At 44.5% G+C, this 22,646-nt stretch carries 18 protein-coding genes, 1 pseudogene and 1 other annotated feature; of the genes and pseudogenes, 3 read left to right on the top strand and 16 right to left on the bottom strand.

Features of this window, described 5'->3' with window-relative positions:
• Positions 1–150 precede the first annotated feature (150 nt).
• From dnaK to PGQ38_RS07105, 6 genes are all read right to left on the bottom strand, one after another.
• On the bottom strand, positions 151–2,034 hold the full coding sequence (gene dnaK, locus PGQ38_RS07130) for a molecular chaperone DnaK (RefSeq protein ID WP_148461282.1): 1,884 nt from the start codon (positions 2,032–2,034) through the stop codon (positions 151–153).
• A 115-nt stretch (positions 2,035–2,149) separates the two neighbouring features.
• Complete coding sequence (gene grpE / locus PGQ38_RS07125; RefSeq protein WP_148461338.1) at positions 2,150–2,800, bottom strand: nucleotide exchange factor GrpE; 651 nt, start codon at positions 2,798–2,800, stop codon at positions 2,150–2,152.
• Positions 2,801–2,828: 28 nt separating this feature from the next.
• The gene (gene hrcA / locus PGQ38_RS07120) at positions 2,829–3,869 is read right to left on the bottom strand and encodes a heat-inducible transcriptional repressor HrcA (protein ID WP_173716405.1); all 1,041 of its coding nucleotides are present in this window, start codon (positions 3,867–3,869) and stop codon (positions 2,829–2,831) included.
• Positions 3,870–4,313: 444 nt separating this feature from the next.
• The gene (locus PGQ38_RS07115; protein ID WP_204453776.1) at positions 4,314–4,856 is read right to left on the bottom strand and encodes an LOG family protein; all 543 of its coding nucleotides are present in this window, start codon (positions 4,854–4,856) and stop codon (positions 4,314–4,316) included.
• Positions 4,857–4,948: 92 nt separating this feature from the next.
• Positions 4,949–5,518 carry a chromate transporter gene (locus tag PGQ38_RS07110; protein WP_173769825.1) on the bottom strand — a complete coding sequence of 190 codons (570 nt, stop codon included), beginning with the start codon at positions 5,516–5,518 and terminating at the stop codon, positions 4,949–4,951.
• Positions 5,515–6,090: a chromate transporter gene (locus PGQ38_RS07105; protein WP_187564997.1), complete on the bottom strand. Its 576-nt coding sequence runs from the start codon at positions 6,088–6,090 to the stop codon at positions 5,515–5,517. The genes PGQ38_RS07110 and PGQ38_RS07105 overlap by 4 nt, the downstream gene beginning before the upstream one ends.
• Before the next feature lie 250 nt (positions 6,091–6,340).
• On the opposite strand from PGQ38_RS07105, the gene uvrB reads away from it, so the two are divergent.
• Positions 6,341–8,329 carry an excinuclease ABC subunit UvrB gene (gene uvrB, locus PGQ38_RS07100; protein ID WP_204453775.1) on the top strand — a complete coding sequence of 663 codons (1,989 nt, stop codon included), beginning with the start codon at positions 6,341–6,343 and terminating at the stop codon, positions 8,327–8,329.
• Between the two features lie 255 nt (positions 8,330–8,584).
• Here the strand turns inward: uvrB and PGQ38_RS07095 are convergent, their stop codons facing one another.
• Positions 8,585–10,174: a glycoside hydrolase family 43 protein gene (locus PGQ38_RS07095; RefSeq protein WP_204453773.1), complete on the bottom strand. Its 1,590-nt coding sequence runs from the start codon at positions 10,172–10,174 to the stop codon at positions 8,585–8,587.
• Between the two features lie 420 nt (positions 10,175–10,594).
• On the opposite strand from PGQ38_RS07095, the gene PGQ38_RS07090 reads away from it, so the two are divergent.
• Both PGQ38_RS07090 and sstT read left to right on the top strand, forming a co-directional pair.
• Entirely contained in the window at positions 10,595–11,095 is a 501-nt protein-coding gene (locus PGQ38_RS07090) for a QueT transporter family protein (protein ID WP_148461260.1), read from the top strand.
• 198 nt (positions 11,096–11,293) lie between these two features.
• Positions 11,294–12,517 carry a serine/threonine transporter SstT gene (gene sstT, locus PGQ38_RS07085; protein ID WP_173716395.1) on the top strand — a complete coding sequence of 408 codons (1,224 nt, stop codon included), beginning with the start codon at positions 11,294–11,296 and terminating at the stop codon, positions 12,515–12,517.
• Here the strand turns inward: sstT and PGQ38_RS20510 are convergent.
• The 9 genes and pseudogenes from PGQ38_RS20510 to PGQ38_RS07045 form a co-directional block, all read right to left on the bottom strand.
• A pseudogene (locus tag PGQ38_RS20510) lies at positions 12,514–12,597 on the bottom strand (hypothetical protein); the annotation flags it as partial. The gene sstT and the pseudogene PGQ38_RS20510 sit on opposite strands and share 4 nt — an antisense overlap.
• A 13-nt stretch (positions 12,598–12,610) precedes the next feature.
• Positions 12,611–13,333, bottom strand: a complete 723-nt coding sequence (locus PGQ38_RS07080) for a SigB/SigF/SigG family RNA polymerase sigma factor (protein ID WP_173735236.1) — start codon at positions 13,331–13,333, stop codon at positions 12,611–12,613.
• 12 nt (positions 13,334–13,345) lie between these two features.
• Positions 13,346–13,771, bottom strand: a complete 426-nt coding sequence (gene spoIIAB, locus PGQ38_RS07075) for an anti-sigma F factor (protein WP_118583239.1) — start codon at positions 13,769–13,771, stop codon at positions 13,346–13,348.
• The gene (locus PGQ38_RS07070) at positions 13,771–14,115 is read right to left on the bottom strand and encodes an STAS domain-containing protein (RefSeq protein ID WP_148461256.1); all 345 of its coding nucleotides are present in this window, start codon (positions 14,113–14,115) and stop codon (positions 13,771–13,773) included. The genes spoIIAB and PGQ38_RS07070 overlap by 1 nt, the downstream gene beginning before the upstream one ends.
• A gap of 123 nt (positions 14,116–14,238) precedes the next feature.
• Entirely contained in the window at positions 14,239–15,603 is a 1,365-nt protein-coding gene (locus PGQ38_RS07065) for a tetratricopeptide repeat protein (protein ID WP_204452874.1), read from the bottom strand.
• Between the two features lie 15 nt (positions 15,604–15,618).
• Complete coding sequence (locus tag PGQ38_RS07060) at positions 15,619–15,771, bottom strand: hypothetical protein (protein WP_021925740.1); 153 nt, start codon at positions 15,769–15,771, stop codon at positions 15,619–15,621.
• 67 nt (positions 15,772–15,838) lie between these two features.
• The gene (locus tag PGQ38_RS07055) at positions 15,839–17,131 is read right to left on the bottom strand and encodes a bifunctional folylpolyglutamate synthase/dihydrofolate synthase (RefSeq protein WP_173735234.1); all 1,293 of its coding nucleotides are present in this window, start codon (positions 17,129–17,131) and stop codon (positions 15,839–15,841) included.
• 373 nt (positions 17,132–17,504) lie between these two features.
• Positions 17,505–19,517, bottom strand: a complete 2,013-nt coding sequence (locus PGQ38_RS07050; RefSeq protein ID WP_173718784.1) for an LTA synthase family protein — start codon at positions 19,515–19,517, stop codon at positions 17,505–17,507.
• Positions 19,518–19,531: 14 nt separating this feature from the next.
• Positions 19,532–22,183: a valine--tRNA ligase gene (locus PGQ38_RS07045; RefSeq protein ID WP_204452883.1), complete on the bottom strand. Its 2,652-nt coding sequence runs from the start codon at positions 22,181–22,183 to the stop codon at positions 19,532–19,534.
• A gap of 38 nt (positions 22,184–22,221) precedes the next feature.
• Positions 22,222–22,503: a binding site (T-box leader), on the bottom strand.
• Positions 22,504–22,646 lie beyond the last annotated feature (143 nt).

Here is a 22,646-nt window from a genome sequence, read left to right as displayed (position 1 = left end):
CTTTCTTTTCCTAACTTTTTGTATTTGGTTATCTTATGGAAGACGCCAGCGGCGCATTTCCTGTAATATGTCTTTCACCACCACTGCCCGGTCATGAATCATGACCGGGCTGTAGTTTCATGTTCCGAAATATTGGAACTTATTATTCAATTAAACCTCTTTGTAGTCAGCATCTACAACATCATCGCCGTAACCAGCCTCGTTACCGCCCTGGGAAGCTCCTCCCATGTCCGGTCCAGGGCCTGCCTGACCAGCACCACCCTGTGGGTTCTGTGCTTCATACATCTTTGCGAAAAGCTTCTGAGCACTTTCCATCATCTTCTCCTGAGCAGCTTTGATCTCAGCGACCTGAGCATCTCCGATCTCATCTGTATTTGCATATTTAGCAAGGATATCTTTTAATGCATTTAAGTCAGCCTCTACGGAAGCTTTGTCATTTGCATCCAGTTTATCGCCTGCTTCTTTCAGTGCATTCTCAACCTGGAATACCATGGAGTCTGCATTGTTCTTTGTATCAATTGCCTCTTTACGTTTCTTATCCTGAGCTTCGAACTCAGCAGCTTCTTTAACAGCCTTGTCAATATCAGACTCGGACATGTTAGAACCAGCTGTGATTGTAATGTGCTGCTCTTTACCTGTTCCAAGATCCTTAGCAGATACATTTACAATACCGTTGGCATCGATATCGAATGTAACCTCAATCTGCGGAACACCACGACGTGCTGGTGGGATTCCATCCAGACGGAACTGTCCAAGGGACTTGTTGTCTTTCGCGAACTGACGCTCGCCCTGTAATACATTGATATCTACAGCGGTCTGATTATCAGCTGCTGTGGAGAAAATCTGGCTCTTCTTGGTCGGAATAGTTGTATTTCTCTCGATCAGACGTGTTGCAATACCACCCATTGTCTCGATGGACAGGGAAAGTGGAGTAACATCAAGAAGAAGGATGTCACCTGCACCAGCCTCACCGGAAAGCTTACCACCCTGGATAGAAGCACCAAGTGCAACACACTCATCTGGGTTCAAGGCCTTGCTTGGCTCTTTGCCAGTTAACTGTCTTACTTTATCCTGTACAGCCGGGATACGTGTAGATCCACCAACCAGAAGCACCTGTCCAAGATCAGAAGCAGTAAGACCTGCATCAGAAAGTGCACGGCGAACCGGCTCTGCTGTTTTCTCAACAAGATCGTGTGTAAGTTCGTCAAATTTAGCTCTTGTAAGGTTCATATCAAAATGCTTCGGTCCTTCAGCTGTTGCTGTGATGAATGGCAGGTTGATATTGGTTGTTGTTGCGGAAGAAAGCTCTTTCTTAGCTTTCTCAGCAGCTTCTTTCAGTCTCTGAAGAGCCATCTTATCGTTGCTTAAGTCAACGCCCTCTGTTCTCTTGAACTCAGAAAGCATATAGTCTGTAATTCTCTGGTCAAAGTCATCACCACCAAGACGGTTGTTACCAGCTGTTGCCAGAACTTCGATAACGCCATCACCAATCTCAATAATGGAAACATCGAATGTACCACCACCAAGGTCATAAACCATGATCTTCTGCTCTTTCTCATTGTCAAGACCATATGCAAGAGCTGCTGCTGTAGGCTCGTTGATGATACGTTTTACATCGAGACCTGCAATCTTACCAGCATCCTTGGTTGCCTGACGCTGAGCATCATTGAAATATGCCGGAACAGTGATAACTGCTTCTGTAACAGACTCTCCAAGGTATCCTTCAGCGTCTTTTTTCAGTTTCTGAAGAATCATAGCGGAAATTTCCTGTGGGGAATATTTCTTATCATCAATTGTTACACGGTAATCTGTACCCATCTCTCTCTTGATGGAAGAGATTGTTTTCTCTGCGTTTGTTACTGCCTGACGTTTTGCAGGCTCACCTACCAGACGCTCACCTGTCTTTGTGAATGCTACAACAGATGGTGTTGTTCTGGATCCTTCTGTATTTGCGATAACGGTTGGCTGTCCACCTTCCATAACAGCTACACAGCTGTTTGTTGTACCTAAGTCAATACCAATGATTTTTCCCATGATAATTTTCCTCCTGTTTAAAAATTCATGGTTGCTGTCCATTACACGAACAGTAACATTTATACTTTGTTTTTAGAAAATGTCGATGAAGTTTGATTCTCCAAGCTGCTTTCTGTTAATTAGCAACTTTTACCATACTGTGTCTTACAACGAAATCCTTGTAGGTATATCCCTTCTGAAATTCCTCTACGACGATGTTCTCGCCAACGGATTCGTCCTCCACATGCATCACTGCATTATGCAGATTCGGATCAAATTCCTTACCTACAGCTTCGATTGGCTTCACACCCATCTCATCAAAAGCTGTCATCATCTGCTTGTAGATCATCTTCATGCCTTCTGCAAATGGATCATCCTCCGGTGCCTGTGCAAGACCTCTTTCGAAGTTATCCACGATCGGAAGCATTTTTTCAACGATGTCCCTGGCGCCGATGATGTACATGCTGGATTTCTCTTTCTCCGTTCTTTTACGGTAGTTATCAAATTCAGCCATGCTGCGCTTCAGTCTGTCTGTAAGCTCCTCGACCTGCTGTTCAAATTTATCTTTCTCTTTTTTCTTCTTGCCGAAGAAAGAAGTTTTTGTCTTGGTTTCCGGTTCCTTCTGAGATTCGGCTTCCTGATCTGACTGCTCAGTTTCTTCTGTCTGTGCTGGTTCTTCGGAAGTCTCCTCTTCTGCTGTCTGGGCTGTATCTGCTGCCTCTTCTTCGCTTCCGTCTGTTACCGGAATGTCAACTGCTTCTTCCTGTACTTCGGCTTCTTTATTCATTTCTTCTGACACGCTTTCAACCGCCTTTCTAGGTTTTCTTATTTACCATTTCGTCAAGCTGGACTTTTAATTTCTTTAAGCTGTCCACTACATTCTCGTAATCCATTCGCTTGGGACCGATGATTCCAATAGTTCCACGCATTCCATCTCCCAACTCGTAAGTAGCTGTGACCACACTGCAGTCTTTCATGGTACGTACCGGAACTTCATCCCCGATGTATACCTGAACTCCTGTGTTCTCCGGATCTCCCATTTCCTCACGGACCATATCCGCAAGTTCCTGCTTATCCTCGAAAGTGGAAATCAGCTCACTGGCTCTGGATGTATCTGCAAGCTCTGGATACTTAAATATGTTGGTTGCTCCCGATGTATATACTTTCATATCTTCTTCGTCCACGTGAATCGTAGCTGCAACTGCGTCCAGCACATCTGCAACCACACCGCTGTGGCTTCCCGCCTGTTCTTTCAATCTGGCGATCATGCCCAGATTAATGTCCTGGATGGGTACACCGTTCAGGTTCGTGTTAAGAAGAAGATTCAGCTTCAGGATCGTCTGGTCATCCATCTCCTCATCAATATTAATGATCTGGTTCCGAATGACATTACCCTCACATACAACTACGGCAATCAGCTGCCGCTCATTGACTCGTGAAAGCTGAATGAACTTCAGGGTGCTTCCCTTATACTGGGGAACCGCAACCATAGCCGCATAATTGGTATTCGTGGCAAGAACCTTCGCCACCTGCTTGAGCACCTTATCCATCTTATCTGACTTCTCAATCATCAGATCACGGATTTCTGCGATCTCGGCTTCCTTCTCCCTGGTAAGCTCATCTACATAAAGGCGATAGCCTTTATCTGATGGAATTCTTCCGGCTGAGGTGTGGGGCTGTACGATGTAGCCCATATCCGTCAGGTCGGACATCTCATTTCGGATAGTAGCAGAGCTGACATTCAGATCCGGATATTTGGAAATAGTTCTGGAACCTACAGGCTCGCCTGTTTCCATATAAGTTTTGATGATTGCTTTCAGTATTTTCCGTTTGCGCTCATCTAATACTTCATCCATGAAATATCTGCTCCTTCCTGAAAAGCAGACGGTCAAACCTGATTCTGATTTCCGTCTGGCTTCTTCGAATTCCTTTTGTTAGCACTCATTATTTAGGAGTGCTAACATCTATGCTCTTAAGATACACCTCAGTATTCCTTTTGTCAATATTTTTTACAAATTTTTTTCATCTTTTTTGATAGTTTTTACCCTATACTTTACCATTCTGGCTAAATTCTCCTTACTGCAATACTTTTTTTGGACAGCAAGGATACTATCAGGTATCTGCCAACGCAGTCTTATGTTTGCTGCCGCATAAATGAAAAAGATGCCTTGAGAAAATTTTCCCTGGCATCTTCTTTCCTATATAGGAATACCGCCCATAGGCGACATGTCCGTTTTGTAACTGTTCAGCACCTTCACAGTTATATGTTTCGCAAAACAGCCCCTGCTGAATAGCAGCCTCTATTTTTTATAATTTTCCAGATAGTCAAGAACTGCTGTCGGCTCATCCAGAAAGACTACCATATCCAGCACGGAAAAATCCATGAATTTCTCTTCTGCTGTGTACTCCAGCAATGCTTTCATCTTGTCATAATATCCGTCAATGTTATACAGCACAATTGGGCGGTCAATACGTTTCAGGCTTTTCAAGGTAAAAATCTCAAAAAATTCCTCGTAGGTACCAATTCCGCCAGGTGCTACGATCGTAGCATCTGATTTTTCTTCCAGAAGTTTTTTGCGCTCTCTCATATTCTCTGTGAAAATAAATTCCGTGCATTTCTCATACAGAACTCCAGGCTGGTCAAAAAATCGGGGAGCAATTCCAAGTATGTAACCATTTTCTGCTGCCACGCCTCTGGCTGCTGCTCCCATCATTCCGGTAGCCCCGCCGCCAAACACCAGACCGTGACCTCTTTTTCCCATTGCTCTTCCAAGCTCTTCTGTTTTTTCATAATAAATGTTTTTAAGCAGTGCACTTGAAGCGCCATATACACATATGTTCAATCTGTTATCCCCCTTATTTTTTCTTCTAAACACAGGTGCAGCCTACCTGCGGCAGCACCATATACGAAAGTCAGCTGGCATATCTTTTCCAGTCAGCTTCCGGCAGCCGCGCAAAACACCATATTTGCCACACCGCACAAAACCATCACCAGAATAGGATTCATTTTAAATTTTCTTAAAAGCACCAGTGCGGCAGTAAAGAACACCACCATTCGAATGCATATGTTTTCCCGAAACAGTTCCACTGCACCATTTATAAAAAAAGATGATACTAAAATGGTAACTCCTGCCTTGGCGATCATGGCCACAACCGCCGGGCGAAGGGATGTAAGAGTTCCCTGGAGAAGGGACATTTTCCGGTATTTCGTGTAAATATATGCCAGCAGGGTTACAATTATACAGGAGGGTAAAATACAGCCAAGAGTAGCCACCACTGCGCCACCAGGACCAGCAATCCTGGTTCCTACAAAGGTTGCGGAGTTTACTGCAATAGGACCAGGAGTCATCTCTGCAATGGTCACAAGATTCGAAAAAGTTTCCATGGAAATCCAGCCATGCATAGTCACTACCTGTTCCTGTATAAGAGGCATTGCTGCATATCCACCTCCAAAGCTTAATGCACCAATCTGAAGGAAGCTGAAAAAGAGCTGAAGATAAATCATTTTTTGCTGCCCTCCTTCACAAGTGTACGCGCAAATCCAAATACAGCCACAATAAGTATTATATAAATAATGTTTACCTTCAGAAAATAGCTTACACAAAAACTGATGACCATAATAACCACATTTACCCAGTCATTTGATTTCGCCACGTTTTTCCCCATGTCGTATACCACAGAAATGATCACAGCACCTACGCCGGCAGTCATGCCTTTCAAAAGAGCTGCTATATAATAATTAGAGCAGAATGCATCATAAAACAAGGAAATCAGGGACAGGATCACCATTGGCGGAATAATAGCCCCCAGAACCGACAGCAGCATTCCCGGTATTCCCCCAAGCTTGTATCCCACCACAATTGCTCCGTTTACTGCAATTGCTCCTGGAGATGACTGTGCGATTGCCACCAGATCCAGCATTTCTTCCTCATCGATCCAGTGATATTGATCCACAAATTTCTCTTTCAATAAAGTAACGATCACATATCCGCCGCCAAAAGTAAACGTACTAAGATATAACGAGGCAAAAAAAAGCTTCCTCAGCACATATCTTTTATTCTTTTGTTTTTCTTCCATTTCCGGCACTCCTAATAATTCTGCATGATTTCTGCGCATCGCGAAGCGTGTTACTGGTCAGGTCGTGAACAATCACGCTTTTCTTTTTTAAGATAACGCACTATAGGTATGTCTGTCAATTAAAGTTTTGGAATGCTTCTGACATTTCAGAGGGCAGAACAAATATTCGATTCTGCTGTACTTTTATAAAAAAGGATGCTATACTGAAAACAGTTAAAGCGTGTTTGATTTTATAAAAGAAAGGACTCATATGGATCATTTTGAATTACATTCCGAGTATAAACCAACCGGCGATCAGCCACAGGCTATTGAGAAACTGGTAAAGGGATTTAAAGAGGGAAATCAGTTTGAGACGCTGCTTGGTGTCACCGGCTCTGGTAAAACTTTTACTATGGCAAACGTTATTCAGGCGCTGAATAAGCCTACTCTGATCCTGGCCCATAATAAAACTCTGGCAGCACAGTTATACGGTGAGTTTAAGGAATTCTTCCCGGAGAATGCGGTGGAGTATTTTGTTTCCTATTACGATTATTACCAGCCAGAAGCATATGTGCCTTCTTCTGACACTTATATTGCCAAGGACTCTGCGATCAATGATGAAATTGACAAGCTCCGTCTTTCTGCCACTGCCGCCATGTCAGAGCGAAAAGATGTTATTATCATCTCTTCTGTGTCCTGTATCTATGGATTGGGTTCTCCTCAGGAATTTCAGGACATGATGATTTCCCTGCGTCCTGGCATGACTAAGGATCGTGATGAGGTTATCCGGGAGCTGATCGACATTCAGTACACCCGAAATGAAATGGACTTCCACCGAAGTACCTTCCGCGTCCGTGGCGACACTCTGGAGATTTTTCCGGCTAACAGCTCAGATACCGCTGTCAGAGTGGAGTTTTTCGGAGATGAGATTGACCGTATCTCTGAGATTGATGTGCTCACCGGAGAAATCAAATGTCAGCTTGCGCACATCGGTATTTTCCCTGCTTCCCATTATGTAGTACCAGCGGAGCAGATTCAGAAAGCAGCCATTGCCATTGAAGAGGAATTAAAAGAACGGGTAGACTACTTTAAAAGCGAAGACAAGCTTCTGGAAGCCCAGCGTATCTCCGAGCGTACCAACTTTGATATTGAAATGATGAAAGAAACCGGCTTCTGCTCCGGTATTGAGAACTATTCCCGTCATCTTTCCGGACTGGAGCCAGGGCAGCCACCTTATACTCTGCTGGATTATTTCGGGGATGATTTTCTTCTTATTATTGATGAGTCGCACAAGACAGTCCCACAGGTTGGCGCTATGTATGCTGGCGACCAGAACCGTAAACAGACATTGGTAGACTATGGTTTCCGTCTGCCCTCTGCTAAGGATAACCGCCCTCTGAGTTTTGAAGAATTTGAGAATAAACTTGACCAGGTTTTGTTTGTATCTGCTACCCCGGGAGATTATGAATACGACCATGAGCTTCTCCGCGCCGAGCAGATCATCCGTCCTACCGGTCTTCTGGATCCGAAAGTGGAGGTGCGCCCTGTAGAGGGACAGATAGACGACCTGATTTCTGAAATAACGAAAGAAACCTCCAGAAAAAACAAAGTGCTGATCACAACTCTCACCAAACGAATGGCCGAGGATCTTACCCAGTATATGAAAGATGTGGGAATCCGTGTCCGTTATCTTCATTCGGATATTGATACCCTGGAGCGTGCAGAAATCATCCGCGACATGCGTCTGGATGTATTTGATGTGCTTGTAGGCATTAACCTTCTGCGAGAAGGACTTGATATTCCTGAGATCACTCTGGTTGCTATTCTGGATGCAGACAAGGAGGGCTTCCTTCGTTCTGAGACTTCCCTGATCCAGACCATTGGCCGTGCTGCCCGAAACAGCGAAGGACACGTTATCATGTATGCAGACGTGATGACGGATTCCATGAGAAATGCCATTGAGGAAACCAACCGTCGCAGGGAAATCCAGGAAGCCTATAATAAAGAGCATGGAATTACTCCTACTACTATTAAGAAGGCAGTCCGTGATCTGATTGCAGTTTCCAAGGCAGTTGCTGAAACTGAAGTGAAGCTGAAGAAGGATCCGGAATCCATGAGCAAAAAAGAGCTGAAGAACCTAATCTCCCAGTTGGAAAAACAGATGCGCCAGGCTGCTGCAGGCTTGAACTTCGAGCAGGCAGCAGAGCTGCGTGACAAAATGATCGAATTGAAGAAAAATCTTGCAGATGCGGAAAAGTAATCCTTCGATTTCCCCATGCATTTTGCCAGTCAGATTTGGCACTATTTATCAGGCTCATCACCCTTGCATATCATAGAAGAATCTTATTTACAGACTTTTTCCCACAGTCTTTGTTTGAAAAGGATTTCTGTAAGATGTACGTCACAATTTACAGGATTCTCTGCCTGCAGCGGATCGCCTCCGGCCACATTTATATTTGCGCCGCAGTGCGATCCCGCCCGGCAGGGGGTTCCGTTAACCTTGATTATTCAGCAATTAATTTTTATTTATCTTCACTGAAAAATTTCTAAAATGCCCTTCCGCATTTTCTGAGAACATTCCGATATAAGTTCCGGTAAAACTCATGTACATAGTTCCTTCTGTAGCCAGCCCTGCAGTAGAACCGCTGCCCAGCTTCTCATAGTATTTTCCATCTTCGCTGTACCAGAAATCATATTCCAGAGGATTACCGATAATACGAAAATGAATATTTTCCCCAGAGGATACTACCTTCTCAGCTGTTCTTGCAAACATATCATGAATATGCCTGGAAAGACAAACCTTGTACTGTCCATCCTCTCTGGTTAAGTAAATTTCATAATGATAAAATTGATTGTAGAATGTACCCAGTCCCACTCTTTTATTTAGACCTTTGACGTTGCTGTCTTGGGAAACCGGACAGGCATCTGAAAAATTTCCTTTCAGACTCACCACAACATCTGCCTCAACATCAAATTCCTTCTGCCTGATTCCGACCCATGTCGGAGTATCCGTGTCATTTAAAGTTACGCTTGTTCCTTTCAAAACAAGCCGTCTGGCAGCGGTATCACGCACATAATTTTCCATATGCGGAGTTCGAACCCAGTTATAATGCAGGCTGAATTTCTCTTCCGAAAAATCATCTGTAAAATCCCGGCATATCGGCTGCACCTGGTCGCCTGGAAGTGGTCCCTTCATTTCCAAAGCGATTCTGCCATCGTTTCCAACAACCGGCCAACCCTCTTTATCCCAGATTACAGGGCTTAAAAAGGTCTCTCTTCCAAGATGATGAAGTTTCAGACCTCGCTGCGGAGTGCAAGAAGGCCGGATTCCCAGACAAACCAGCCACCAGTTTCCATTCTGATCTACTTCCAGATCAGCATGTCCAGTGCAGGAAATAGAGCCATCCGGATTATCCCGGTGACTGAGAATCGGATTATGGGGACACGCCTCATACGGTCCAAATGGAGAATCTGCTCTTTGCATGGTAACCATATGTCCATATTCTGTGCCACCCTCTGCAAGAAGCAAATAATATTTTCCATTCAGCTTGTAAATATGAGGTCCCTCCGGACAGATTCCGCCGCATCCATGACTGATACATACACTTTCGGACAGCTTTTCTCCTGTGTATGGATTGATTTTACACATAAAAATTCCATCCCTGTCATCTTTATCTCTGGAAGTAGAGGCGAAGTAAACATCTTCACCATCAAACAGCAAAGTAGGATCAATCCCTCCCTGATCAATCCATACCGGCTTTGACCATTTCCCATAAATATCGCTGGTATGTACAATCAAATGTCCCTTATGTGACACATTGGTAGTGGTCATAAAAAACTCACCGTTATGGTAACAGAGCATCGGCGCATAAATTCCGCCTGACGGCCGAACACCGTCCAGATAAAGCTGCTCTTTATCTCTCAGACAGTAATTGATCAGTTCCCAGTTCACAAGATTCTTACTGTGGTAAACCGGCACTCCGGGATAGAATTCAAAAGTTGAATTTACAAGATAAAAATCATCCCCGACTCTGCAAATCGACGGATCTGGATTGTAACCAGAAATAATGGGATTTTTGTATTTTTGTATTCTGATATCTGGCATATTTTTCCTCCTGACCTGCAAACCGACAAATGCGGTTCTCTTCATAAGATATCTATAGATTACTATGATTCAGAAGGAATAACAACCCTAAAAACTTTTGCTGTATTACAGGAAAAGTTGTATAAACGGCACTGCAAATATGGGAAAATGTGGGTATGCTCCGAACATTTTGGGAATAACCTCTTGAAAACCGGAATTCTATATGTTATACTGATGCCCGTTGAAAAGCCCAGAAAAATAAGGTCTTAAGCGGCTTTTCCGCCGATTCCCGGCGTAGGCCATATACCTTCCGGTATATGCCTCCGCGGCATTCGTCAAATGTCCATGTAAGCATGGCCGCTTGACTCATTGCAGCGCGAAAATGAATCGAGTGTTCGTGACCTTCCACTCGTAAAACAAAACTAAAGGAGACAAATGAATATGAAAAACAAGAGTACCCTGTTTCTGGTGCAGGCAGCGCTGATTGCGGCTGTCTATGTTGTACTGACACTGGTGTTTGCACCGTTTAGCTATGGAGAAATCCAGGTTCGAATTTCCGAAGCCCTGACCATTCTTCCATTCTTCACACCAGCTGCCATTCCTGGTCTTTTTGTAGGCTGTATCCTTGCCAACCTGCTTGGCGGTGCAATTCCTCTGGATATTGCATTCGGAAGCATCGCAACCCTCATCGGAGCTGTATTTACTTACAAACTTCGTAACAGCAACAAATGGCTGGCACCAGTTCCACCAATCGTAGCCAATGCAGTTCTGGTTCCATTCGTACTTCGTTACGGCTATTCCGTCAATCTTCCGATTCCACTTATGATGCTTACGGTAGGTGCCGGAGAGATCATTTCCTGCGGAATCTTTGGAATGGTACTTCTCACTGCACTTTCCAAGTACAAGAATACACTGTTTGGCAAACAGGCTGCTGCTAAATAATTTTTTTAATTTGCAAACCCGGGTAAGAGGTTTTTATGCTCCTCCTTACCCGGATTTTTTTCTCTATTTTTTCTTTTTTTCAAAAAAGTCTCTCATTTTCATTAATTTCATCATATATTTTATTGCGAATCCTCCCTGCATACTATATAATTAATTAATCTTTTATCAAATTAAAGAGGGAAAGAGGTAAAGAAACAAATGAAAAATTTATGGAACAAATGGACCGGGATTGCACTGGTGAAACGAATCGTCGTTGGTCTGATTCTTGGTGCCATCCTTGGAGTTGCAGCCCCCGGTGCAACCAGCATTGCCATCCTTGGTGATGTATTTGTAGGTGCCCTGAAAGCTATCGCACCCCTTCTGGTATTCTTTCTGGTTCTCAGTTCACTGTGCAACGCAGGAAAATCCCATGGCGGCGTTATCAAAACAGTAGTTGCCCTTTACATGTTCAGCACTGTACTGGCAGCTGTGATCGCCGTTTTCGCCAGCATGATTTTCCCTGTACAGCTGACACTTACCAATGCAGCCGCAGACGCCAGTGCCCCACAGGGTATTGTGGAGGTCCTCAGCAACCTTCTTCTGAATATTGTTGCCAACCCGGTATCTTCCCTGGTGAATGCAAACTATGTAGGTATCCTTACCTGGGCCATCCTTCTTGGTCTTGCCCTTCGTACAGCAAATGACACCACAAAAAAAGTCCTTGCTGACATTGCAGACGGAACATCCCTGGTAGTCAGCTGGATCATCAACCTGGCACCCTTCGGAATCTTCGGTCTGGTATTTAACACCGTATCCACCAACGGATTAGACATTTTCACTACCTATGGAAGACTACTGCTACTGTTGGTAGGCAGCATGCTTTTCATCTACTTTGTAACAAACCCGCTTCTGGTTTACTGGTGTATCCGCAAGAATCCATATCCGCTGATTCTGCACTGCCTGAAGAAAAGTGCCATCACCGCATTCTTCACCAGAAGTTCTGCTGCCAATATTCCAGTAAATATGAAAGCCTGTGAGGAGATGGGGCTCGACCGTGACACCTATTCCGTAACCATTCCTCTTGGTGCAACCATCAACATGGACGGAGCTGCTATCACCATCACCGTTATGACAATGGCAACTGCTTTTACCCTTGGAATCCACGTTGATATCCCAACAGCTATCATCCTCAGCCTTCTTGCAGCCCTTTCTGCATGTGGTGCTTCTGGTGTTGCCGGCGGATCCCTCCTTCTGATTCCTATGGCCTGCTCCCTTTTCGGAATTTCTGACGACATTTCCATGCAGGTTGTAGCCGTAGGCTTTATTATCGGAGTTATCCAGGACTCAGTTGAGACAGCCCTTAACTCATCTTCTGACCTGCTTCTCTCTGCTTCTGCAGAGTTCAGACAGTGGCGTCTGGAAGGAAAAGAGATTAAATTCTAACACCCAATAATGCTCTGGAAAATATGAGAAAATACTTTGCTTTTTTCTCCTTTTCCAGAGCGTGTTTGAAAAAGGCTCTCTGCAAAATGTGCATCACAATTTGTGGGAGATTTCTCTCAGCTTCTTCAATATCCTTTTCTCCATCCTGGAAATCTGAACCTGGGACATTCCCATTTTTTTTGCAACCTCTGTCTGTGTCATATCCTGAAAATACCGAAATACAATCAGTCTTTTCTCCTCTCCTTCCAATTTTTCCAGAATTTCCTCCAGAAAAATCCGGTTCAAAAGCTTTTCATGGCGATCCTCTTTTTCCGGAAGCCTGTCCACAAGCTGCAAATCCGTTCCATCTCCCTGATACACAATCTTGTAAATAGAATCCACCTCTGCAGCCGATTCCAGCGTCATCGCCAATTCTTCCATCGGCATATCCATAGCATCTGAAAGTTCTCTTAGATCCGGCTCACGGCCTAACTTTTTCTCCAGTTCCTCCCTCATTTTACAGATCTTATATTGATTCTCTTTTATGGAGCGGCTCACCTTCAGAATTCCATCATCCCTAAGAAACCGCTTAATCTCTCCAATGATCATTGGTACTGCATAAGTAGAAAACTTCACATCAAATTCAGGATTGAAATGATCTACAGCCTTCAAAAGCCCGATGCTTCCAATTTGAAAAAGGTCCTCCATTTCCACCCCTCTCCCCAGAAAACGCCTGGCAACACTATACACCAGTCCCATATTTTCCGAAAACAAAGTATCTCTTGCCTCTTTATCTCCCTGGTGAATGCGCCCAATGAGAGCAAGAGTGTGATCCATGCTTCCTCCTGATCAATTACCGATTTTTTTGCTCATATGCACACAGGTTCCTTTTCCAACCTGTGAGGTGACTTTAACCTCATCCATAAATGCTTCCATAAAAGTAAACCCCATTCCTGACCTGTCCTGATCAGCGCGGGTCGTATATAAGGGCTCCATTGCTTTTTCCACATCTGCAATCCCTATGCCATCATCCTCAATATCCAGATAAATTGTTCTCTCTTTTCTGACACACTTCATCCGTATCTTATGTACCTCGCCTTGATAGCCATGAATGATACAGTTGGTTACAGCCTCTGACACAGCCGTTTTCAAATCTGCTACTTCCTCCAGTGTGGGGTTCAGCTGGGTGCAAAATGCCGCAGCAGCTACCCTTGCCAACCCTTCATTCTCCGGACGGCTGTCAAAAATAATGGTCATTTCGTTGGAATTTCCCATCAGACTCCCCTCCCTTCCAGCTGCATCTCATTTTCTGTTCTTTCCAGTTCCAGAAATTTACTCACGCCTGAAAGCCGCAGCAATTTTTCAATATATCCGCTTACATGGCAGGCCTTCATGCAGCCAGAACGCATCCCCAGAGCCCGGTATCTCCCCATGATCAAACCTACGCCCGAACTGTCCATAAAAACAGTATTTCCAAAGTCAAAACAAATGGTTCTGATATATATTTTTCCCATAATCCTGTCTGATTCTCTCCGGATCAGCTCAGAAGCCGGATGATCCAGTTCCTCAGGCAGTTTAATATTCAGACAGGTTCCCGTAGTTTCAAAAACAGGTTTCATAAATAAAATCCCCCTTTTTTACTCTATTTTGACCCTCTGCACAGGAAAAAGAAAAAGAGATGTGCAGGTCTATCCCGCACATCCCCGGTTCAGAGGTTTCTCATTATTGTAATTCAGAAATTTCTATTCATAATACTGAAAATCACCATTTTCATCATAATATCCGTTTTCGTCGCTGTAATCAGAATATCCGGATTCATCATACCCACTGTCACCAGATGCATCATTGTAAGAACTGTCATAACCAGAGGAATCCGTTTCAGAGCCTTCTGTTGTATTGTCAGTTCCATCATTGCTTTCGGAATCAGAGGAATCTTCGCTGCCCTCAGACTTACTGTCTTCCATGATTCCAGACACACCAGTAGCTGAACAGATGGTATTATAAATTCCCATTACATCATCTCCCAGCTGATCTTCATAAACCTTCTGGATTTCCAACGCAGCTGCATCATACTCATTCTGTGTATAAGCTGCATACGCATTCAGAAGTGCCTGATAACTGGTGCTCTTCTTCTGCTCGGCATCAAGCTGCTGGGTGATTTCCTCTGCCACATCTCCGGATTCCTTCGCCTCACCCTGGGCTTTGGAAAGCTCCGCACCCTGGCTGACCAGAGACTCGCTGTACTTTACAATCTGTTGATTGGCTTCTCTGTAAATCCCCTGCTTGATAGCCGGAACTGCCAGAAACCAAAATGCAGCCGCACCTGCTGCCACACCCGCCATAAGTGTCACAAACAGTGAAATTCTGGAATTTTCCCTGTAAACTGCCGGCTGTACCACAGTACTTCTGGAAATCTCATCCGAACCTTCTGTCTTGCCCTTGGCACCAAAAAGTCCTTTTTTCTGTTTCTCAAGTCTGGTCGTTACACCGGTTCTCTCATCTACTTCACGAAGAAAACGTAATGTAGTTGTATTGGTCTTGTCAATACGAGCCGCCTTTTTTAAGGTTCTTCTTGCCTTGCCCCAGTCATGATTCTTCATATAGATCAGCGCCAGCAGATGATAACCTTTGATCAGCTTGGTATTCTGGTTCAGAATTTTGCGAAGCTGAATGGCAGCCATATCCTCATGGCCTTCCCTGCAAAGAGCCAGGGCATTATTATATTTTCTTATTGTCTCATTAATAGCATCCAGTTTATTCGAATTCGCCTGAAGACGATTAATATATTCATTCGCAATATTCCGGGTAGGCTGCAGATTCTTACTGATCACCCACTCGCTAAGAGCAGCAACCACCTCTCCCATTTCAAAATACACAAGCCCCAGAAGATTTCTCGCCTGGATATTTCTCTTGTTAAAGGTAAGGCTCTGCTTCAGACAGTTAACGGCTCCTGAAAGGTCCCGGATACTTGCCTTCTCCAAGCCCTGATTGTAATAAAGTTTGGATAGATACTCCACCTTTTTCTGGATCAGGACGTTGCACCCGCAATGAGGACAGTAATCCAGATCCTTATCAGCCAGGAACGCACCGCAATTCATACAGTTCATTAAGTATCTCCTATTCTATTTCATCCTGCGTCCGCTTTTGGACTCCCTGAGCATTTCCTGAAGAATGTCCAGAATATCCGTCAGCTCTCTATCGTAAATAGCCTCTTCCGCGTCTGTCACATCCAGACAGGGCTCAAATTTCTTCAGTTCCTCTTCATAATCGATCATAAAATTCCTCCACAGACTCCTGAAAAATCAACCAGAAATCCCATGTTTTCTTTTTTCTGCAGACAATTTACTTTTTCAACAAGAGTGTCTTAATCTCTCCCACCAGGTAAAGAGAACCCACGCAGAACAGCATTCCGTCCTCTCCTTTGGCCTCGTGCGCCATATGAAAAGCTTCTTCAATATTATCAGAGTTTCCAACATCCTTACAGCCTTCTTTGCAAAAGATCTCTGCCAGCTCCGCAGACGGCACCTCACGGTATCCCCCAACCTCTGTGGTCACAACTTTACGGAATTTTATCCTGCTGCAAATTGTATGGATCATATCCTGGTAATCCTTATCATTCACAGCAGAAAATAAAAGTGTCAGCGGATACTCCTTCTGAAACCGCTCTGCAGTCTCCACAAACCTGCGCACGCCATCCTCATTATGTGCACCATCCACGATCACGCCCGGCAAAATGGTCTCCATTCTGCCCTGCCATCTGGTATTTGCAATTCCTGCCTGCAGCTGTTCCATGGTCACCGGAATCCTGTCTTTCAGCACTTCCATAGTTGTAAGCGCCAGAGATGCGTTCATCACCTGATACCATGCAATAAAAGGAATATGGAACCTGGTATCCCCATAATAATCGTCCTCCAGGGAAAAATCAATGCCGTCTTTATTATTTCCCAGTACCTTTGCTCCAGCCTGAATTACTTTATAAGCCGGACTTCCAAGCTCCTTTGCCTTCGCAGCGATCACTTCTGCCGCATCCTTGTCATTTCCATCATAGATTACAGGAACTCCCGGAACAATGATTCCAGCCTTCTCCCCTGCAATCTCTCTTACCGTATTTCCCAAAAACTGCATATGATCCAGACTGATAGATGTGATCACGCAAGCCACAGGATTCTCTACCGCTGTAGTCGCATCCAGCCTTCCGCCAAGCCCGGTTTCCAAAGTCACATAGTCCACCCCTGCCTCTGCAAAGATCACCATTCCCATAAGAAACAGCATCTCAAAATAAGTAGGATGGTAACTACCTTCAGCCACAAGCTCGTCCGCCAGCACTTTCACTCTCTCAAAAGCTTTCAAAAAGGTGTCATCATCAATATTCACCTCATTGATCTGAAACCGCTCGTTGATCTTCACCAGATGGGGAGACGTAAACAGACCGCAGGAATACCCTGCCTCCCTGAGAATAGATGTGAGAAACGCACAGGTACTCCCCTTTCCATTCGTTCCCGCAACATGTATCACCTTAAACTTCTCCTGTGGATTCCCCAGTCTCCTCAAACATTCCTTCGTATGCTCCAGACTGTTCTTTTTGGTAAACTTCGGAGTCTCCTCAATATAAGCAACCGCTTCCTCGTAATTCATAATCTAAACCACCATTTATCTATCGTATTTCGTCCGTAACTTCTCATGCTCATAGTAAGCCTGGCAGAATACTGCCTTCTGAATCGTTACATTACTCTACCATTATATAATAGTCACACCAGAAGTCCACCCCTAATCGTAACTTTTTATCCGACAAACCTCGCACAGAAGAAATCAGAGAGGTTCCGAAAAAATCTCATACGGCAGAATTTGGGGTTAAAAAAGGAGAGGACACAGTCTGAGCTCCAGCGGAGCAAATTTGTCCTCTCCTTTCTTCGGTTTCAGCAAAATTCTGATGTTTTTAATTTTTTTGGGCCGCACACCGCGCTCAGAGCAGACCTGATGAGACCAGGTGCCCAGCCGGGAAACGTTCCTATCGGGAATTCACCTTCCACTGACTATCATACAATGCATAAACCGCTCTGTCAAAGCTCTTACTAAGAGCCTTCCTCGTCGAACTGTTACTTCTCTGTACAACTGCCAGTCTGTCAAAATCCGACAGCTCCGTACCCGAGATCACCAGCATGTTCGGACTTACATATGCCGTATCATACCACTCTCCATTCAGCTTCACCTGACTGGACGGGGTGAAATTCGTGCCTTGGATATAATAAGTCCAATCTGTATCCGACACTAACCGAATGGAATCTAAGGTCACATCATAAAGTCCCATCCGCATCTTTGTTCTCTCAAAAGGATTTTCTCCTCCATAAGCATATCGCTGACCGTACAGCACATCATACTGCAGTGTCTCCAGATCGACCTGATAATTCTTGGTATTTCTTCTTGCCTGATGATATTTCATGATCGTACCCTCATGAATACCAACTCTGTCCAGAACCTCTGCTGCGATCTGATAAGAAGCCAGATTCTCATCCTTCTTGGTAAGTCCCATATTATCCCAGATTACATACTCCGTCTGGAAAAGATACTTATTTTTCAGATCTTCCACAGTCAGTCCCATAGTCGGCAGATGATCCCCATACATAACCAGGATCACATCCTCCGGATAGTCTGCCAAAGCATCTGTTAACTCTTTCACAAACTGATCCATCTCATGAATCTGATTCACATAGTACTCCCATTTACAATTCAGCTCATCCGTAGGAGAACCGGAAACTGTAATAGAAGGATTGTCCAGAATGGGCTCGCTTGGATAATCACCATGTCCCTGCACGGAAATGGTATACACATAATCCGGACTGTCAGTAGAATCCAGACACTTAATGATCTCATCCGTCAACACACTGTCTTTTACCCATCCAAGAGGATTCTGCAGGTTCTCATCTGCCATATACTCTTCAGAAGTAAAGGTGTCAAATCCCAGATTGGGGAAAACAGACCTTCTTCCATAGAAGTTGGCTTCATTATTATGTACCGCATGTGTAGAATACCCCAGATTTTTCAGAACATAGGGCACACTTTCGCAGGTAGTCTCCTTAAGAATACTCTTATAAGGATATTCACCTGGTCCAAAATAGTGAAGACTCATACCTGTAATGGTCTCAAATTCCGTATTTGCCGTACCAGCTCCAACAGAAGGAACCTTGTAATATCCGGAAGAATACTCTTTCATCAGCTTCCTGAAGTTCGGGATTGGATCTTCAGAAATATCCAGGTAATTTACCAGTGTCGGGTCAAAGAAAGACTCAAGCTGAAGGAACAGAATATTCGGTCTCTTTCCATCCTCCTTGGTCTTTGGAAGATTGGACTCTGTCTTCTCGATCCGGTTAATCTCATCCTCAGAATAATCCCTCGGCTCACTGATGCCTGTATTAAAAATAGTAGTCGCCAGACAATAAGGATAACCATAATCCTCATAAGCAAACGCAATATTGCCAAAATAATTAGACAAAACCCTTTTTTCAAGAGCCAGCTGTGTCACGCCTCCAAAAGCCACAAAACCAGCAATTACCAGCGGAATCACATACCGGTACTTAATCTTCTGCTCATACTTCGGTCCCTTGACCAGTAGGATCAAAAGCCCCAGCACCACAATTCCGATCAAAATACATCCGATCACCACACCATAAAACGGCAGATATTTCTGCATGATTGCAATACCATCCGTCAGCATATGCAGATCCGGTCCGGTAAATGGTGTAACACGGTTCATCAGAAGAATACAGTTTACGATTCCCAGAAACAGCCAGAAAACGGAAACCACAACTCTCCAAAAGCACCGCCTGTGAAACAGATAAACGATCAGCATTGTAGTAAAAATAAACATCGTATTATAAGCAAATACCAACGGTTTTCCCGTCATATAATCCCAGGCCTCCACTACAGAATGGCGGCACAGTGCCTCTATAAGGAAATAGAGCACTGCGCACCAGAGTGCCTGGAGAATCAGGGAAATCTTATTGCAAAATTTGCTCAGCTTCATGCAAAATCTCCTTTTTATCTCTTAAGCTGCTCAAGCTGTGTTTCAACCTTATCTTTCATCTCTTTGTACTTCGCAAGCTTCTCCTTCTCTGCATCAACCTTGGCAGCAGGAGCCTTATTTACGAAATTTGGATTATTCAGCATTCCCTCACAGCGGGCGATTTCCTTAGTCAGTCTCTCCTGCTCCTTTGTCAGTCTCTCAAGTTCTTTTTCCTTGTCAACAAGGTCTTCCAGAGGCATATAAACAACTGCATTGGAAACAACAACAGAAACTGCATCCTCACCGATACCAGTCTTATCCTGCTGAACATGGATTTCTTTTGCAAAAGCAAGATTTGCAAAGGATTTCTTGCTGTTCTCATACATCTGACAGATAGCAGCATCTTTTCCAACAATGATCAGATGTGTTTTTCTGTTCTGCGGAACATTCATGCTGGTTCTTGTGTTACGGATGCCACGGACAACTTCCTGGAAACTTCCGATTGCAAGCTCAGCCTCAGGAGAATTCCACTCGTCCTTATATACCGGCCAGTCAGAGATCATTATGGACTCTTCCTCCGGAAGCAGTGTGCAATAAATTTCCTCTGTGATAAATGGCATAAACGGATGAAGCAGCTTCAGTCCCTGGGTCAGCGCTGTGCGAAGTGTCCAGAGAGCCTCGTTTGCCGCCTTTGGATCCTCTTCTGCCTTCCACAGACGAACCTTGGCGATCTCAATGTACCAGTCGCAAAGCTCATCCCACAGGAAATCATAGATCTTCTGAACCGCAATACCCAGCTCATATTTTTCCATATTGTCGGTTACTTCTTTGATCACATTGTTCAGTCTGGAAAGGATCCATTTGTCCTCAGCGCAAAGAGAACCAATCTCCGTCTCCGTTACATCCTTTCCTTCCAGATTCATAAGAACGAAACGAGAAGCATTCCAGATCTTATTTGCAAAGTTACGGCTGGATTCTACACGCTCCCAGTAGAAACGCATATCGTTTCCAGGTGCATTACCAGTCATCAGAGTAAGACGAAGAGCATCTGCGCCGTACTTGTCGATTACTTCCAGCGGGTCAATACCATTTCCAAGGGATTTACTCATCTTGCGGCCCTGGGAATCTCTTACCAGACCATGGATCAGTACATGATGGAACGGTGTCTTGCCAGTCTGCTCAAGAGCAGAGAATACCATACGGATAACCCAGAAGAAAATAATGTCATATCCGGTTACCAGCACATCTGTTGGATAGAAGTACTCCAGTTCCGGTGTCTTATCCGGCCAGCCAAGTGTGGAGAATGGCCACAGAGCAGAGCTGAACCAGGTATCCAGCGTATCCTCGTCCTGATGAAGATGCGTACATCCGCATTTCGGACATTTTTCCGGCATTTCTCTTGCAACTACAGTCTCACCGCACTCATCGCAGTAGTAAGCCGGGATTCTGTGTCCCCACCACAGCTGACGGGAAATACACCAGTCACGGATGTTCTCCAGCCAGTGAAGGTAAGTCTTGTCAAAACGCTCCGGAACGAATTTCAGATCTCCATCCTCAAGAGTCTTGATAGCAGCTTTGGCCATTTCGTCCATCTTTACAAACCACTGAGGCTTGATCATCGGCTCTACGGTTGCATGGCAGCGGTCATGAGTTCCAACGCTGTGATTGTGCGGAACAACCTTTACCAGAAGACCAAGCTTGTCCAGATCCTCTACCATGGCTTTTCTTGCTTCGTAACGATCCATGCCGGCGTATTTACCACCCAGCTCATTGATGGTAGCATCATCATTCATGATGTTAATTTCCGGAAGGTTGTGTCTCTTTCCAACCTCGAAATCGTTAGGGTCATGTGCCGGTGTGATCTTTACGCATCCGGTACCAAATTCTTTATCAACATACTCATCGGCAATAACCGGGATCTCTCTGTCTGTGAGAGGAAGCTTCAGCATTTTGCCAACAATGTCTTTGTAACGGTCATCATCCGGGTTTACTGCAACTGCAGTATCTCCAAGAAGTGTTTCCGGACGTGTTGTTGCGATTTCCACGAATTTTCCTTCTTCTCCAACAACCGGGTAATTGATGTGCCAGAAAAATCCGTCCTGATCCTCATGCTCAACCTCTGCATCGGAAATGGAAGTCTGGCATACCGGACACCAGTTGATAATACGGGAACCTTTGTAGATGTAGCCTTTTTCATATAACTTGATGAAGACTTCCTGTACAGCCTTGGAGCAACCCTCATCCATGGTGAAGCGCTCTCGCTCCCAGTCTGCAGAAGCACCAAGCTTCTTCAGCTGGTTGATAATTTTTCCGCCGTACTCTTCTTTCCACTCCCAGGCATATTCCAGGAATTTCTCACGGCCGATTTCTGCCTTGTCGATGCCTTCTTTTTTCAGTTTCTCAGTAACCTTAACCTCTGTAGCAATAGCTGCATGGTCAGTTCCCGGCTGCCACAGTGCTTCGTAGCCCTGCATTCTCTTGAAACGGATGAGAATGTCCTGCATAGTTTCATCAAGTGCATGTCCCATATGCAGCTGTCCGGTTACGTTTGGCGGCGGCATAACAATGGTAAATGGTTTCTTATCCGGGTTTACTTTTGCATGAAAATATCCGTTGTCCATCCATTTCTGGTAAAGACGTTCCTCGATTCCTTTTGGATCGTAGGTCTTTGCAAGTTCTTTGCTCATAATTTTCCTCCTAAAAAAAGAGCCCCTCACACAATTGTGTGAAGGGCGAAATTAACGCGGTACCACCTTCATTATGTGCAAAATGCAAAGTACTGTTTCCCTGAATTCATTTACAGTCTTCGCTCTGTTGTACACATATCTCTTTCCTGTAACGCTGGAATTGCGTGAAAACTTACTGCAGATATCACTGCCTGTTCAGTTTCCCGGCTCAGAAGCTACCTTCAGTGAATGCGGATCTCGAAATGTCTTCCACCACAGTTATCCCTGGACATTTCTCTCTGGGAGGGCATTTACTTACTCCTCTTCTTCAACGCTTTTCGCTGCAGCGGTCTGATCTCCTTGTAAATAGCCGGAAAAAGCCGCCACTTTTATGGATATAACTATAATTGCATTCTTCCGGCTTGTCAAGCTAATTTCAAAATTTCACAATTACACCGCTCAGACAGTGTTTTCTCAATATTTT

The sequence above is a fragment of the Blautia faecis genome, assembly GCF_027662325.1.
Lineage (GTDB): Bacteria > Bacillota > Clostridia > Lachnospirales > Lachnospiraceae > Blautia_A > Blautia_A faecis.
The sequence above is the reverse complement of the archived record's forward strand: the minus strand, read 5'-3'. Positions and strand labels throughout refer to the sequence as shown.

Coding starts and splice junctions, on each gene's coding strand:
- dnaK (WP_148461282.1), bottom strand. CDS start 2,034: ATGGGAAAAATCATTGGTATTGACTTAGGTACAACAAACAGCTGTGTA.
- grpE (WP_148461338.1), bottom strand. CDS start 2,800: ATGAATAAAGAAGCCGAAGTACAGGAAGAAGCAGTTGACATTCCGGTA.
- hrcA (WP_173716405.1), bottom strand. CDS start 3,869: ATGGATGAAGTATTAGATGAGCGCAAACGGAAAATACTGAAAGCAATC.
- PGQ38_RS07110 (WP_173769825.1), bottom strand. CDS start 5,518: ATGATTTATCTTCAGCTCTTTTTCAGCTTCCTTCAGATTGGTGCATTA.
- PGQ38_RS07105 (WP_187564997.1), bottom strand. CDS start 6,090: ATGGAAGAAAAACAAAAGAATAAAAGATATGTGCTGAGGAAGCTTTTT.
- uvrB (WP_204453775.1), top strand. CDS start 6,341: ATGGATCATTTTGAATTACATTCCGAGTATAAACCAACCGGCGATCAG.
- PGQ38_RS07095 (WP_204453773.1), bottom strand. CDS start 10,174: ATGCCAGATATCAGAATACAAAAATACAAAAATCCCATTATTTCTGGT.
- PGQ38_RS07090 (WP_148461260.1), top strand. CDS start 10,595: ATGAAAAACAAGAGTACCCTGTTTCTGGTGCAGGCAGCGCTGATTGCG.
- sstT (WP_173716395.1), top strand. CDS start 11,294: ATGAAAAATTTATGGAACAAATGGACCGGGATTGCACTGGTGAAACGA.
- PGQ38_RS07080 (WP_173735236.1), bottom strand. CDS start 13,333: ATGGATCACACTCTTGCTCTCATTGGGCGCATTCACCAGGGAGATAAA.
- spoIIAB (WP_118583239.1), bottom strand. CDS start 13,771: ATGGGAAATTCCAACGAAATGACCATTATTTTTGACAGCCGTCCGGAG.
- PGQ38_RS07070 (WP_148461256.1), bottom strand. CDS start 14,115: ATGAAACCTGTTTTTGAAACTACGGGAACCTGTCTGAATATTAAACTG.
- PGQ38_RS07065 (WP_204452874.1), bottom strand. CDS start 15,603: ATGAACTGTATGAATTGCGGTGCGTTCCTGGCTGATAAGGATCTGGAT.
- PGQ38_RS07060 (WP_021925740.1), bottom strand. CDS start 15,771: ATGATCGATTATGAAGAGGAACTGAAGAAATTTGAGCCCTGTCTGGAT.
- PGQ38_RS07055 (WP_173735234.1), bottom strand. CDS start 17,131: ATGAATTACGAGGAAGCGGTTGCTTATATTGAGGAGACTCCGAAGTTT.
- PGQ38_RS07050 (WP_173718784.1), bottom strand. CDS start 19,517: ATGAAGCTGAGCAAATTTTGCAATAAGATTTCCCTGATTCTCCAGGCA.
- PGQ38_RS07045 (WP_204452883.1), bottom strand. CDS start 22,183: ATGAGCAAAGAACTTGCAAAGACCTACGATCCAAAAGGAATCGAGGAA.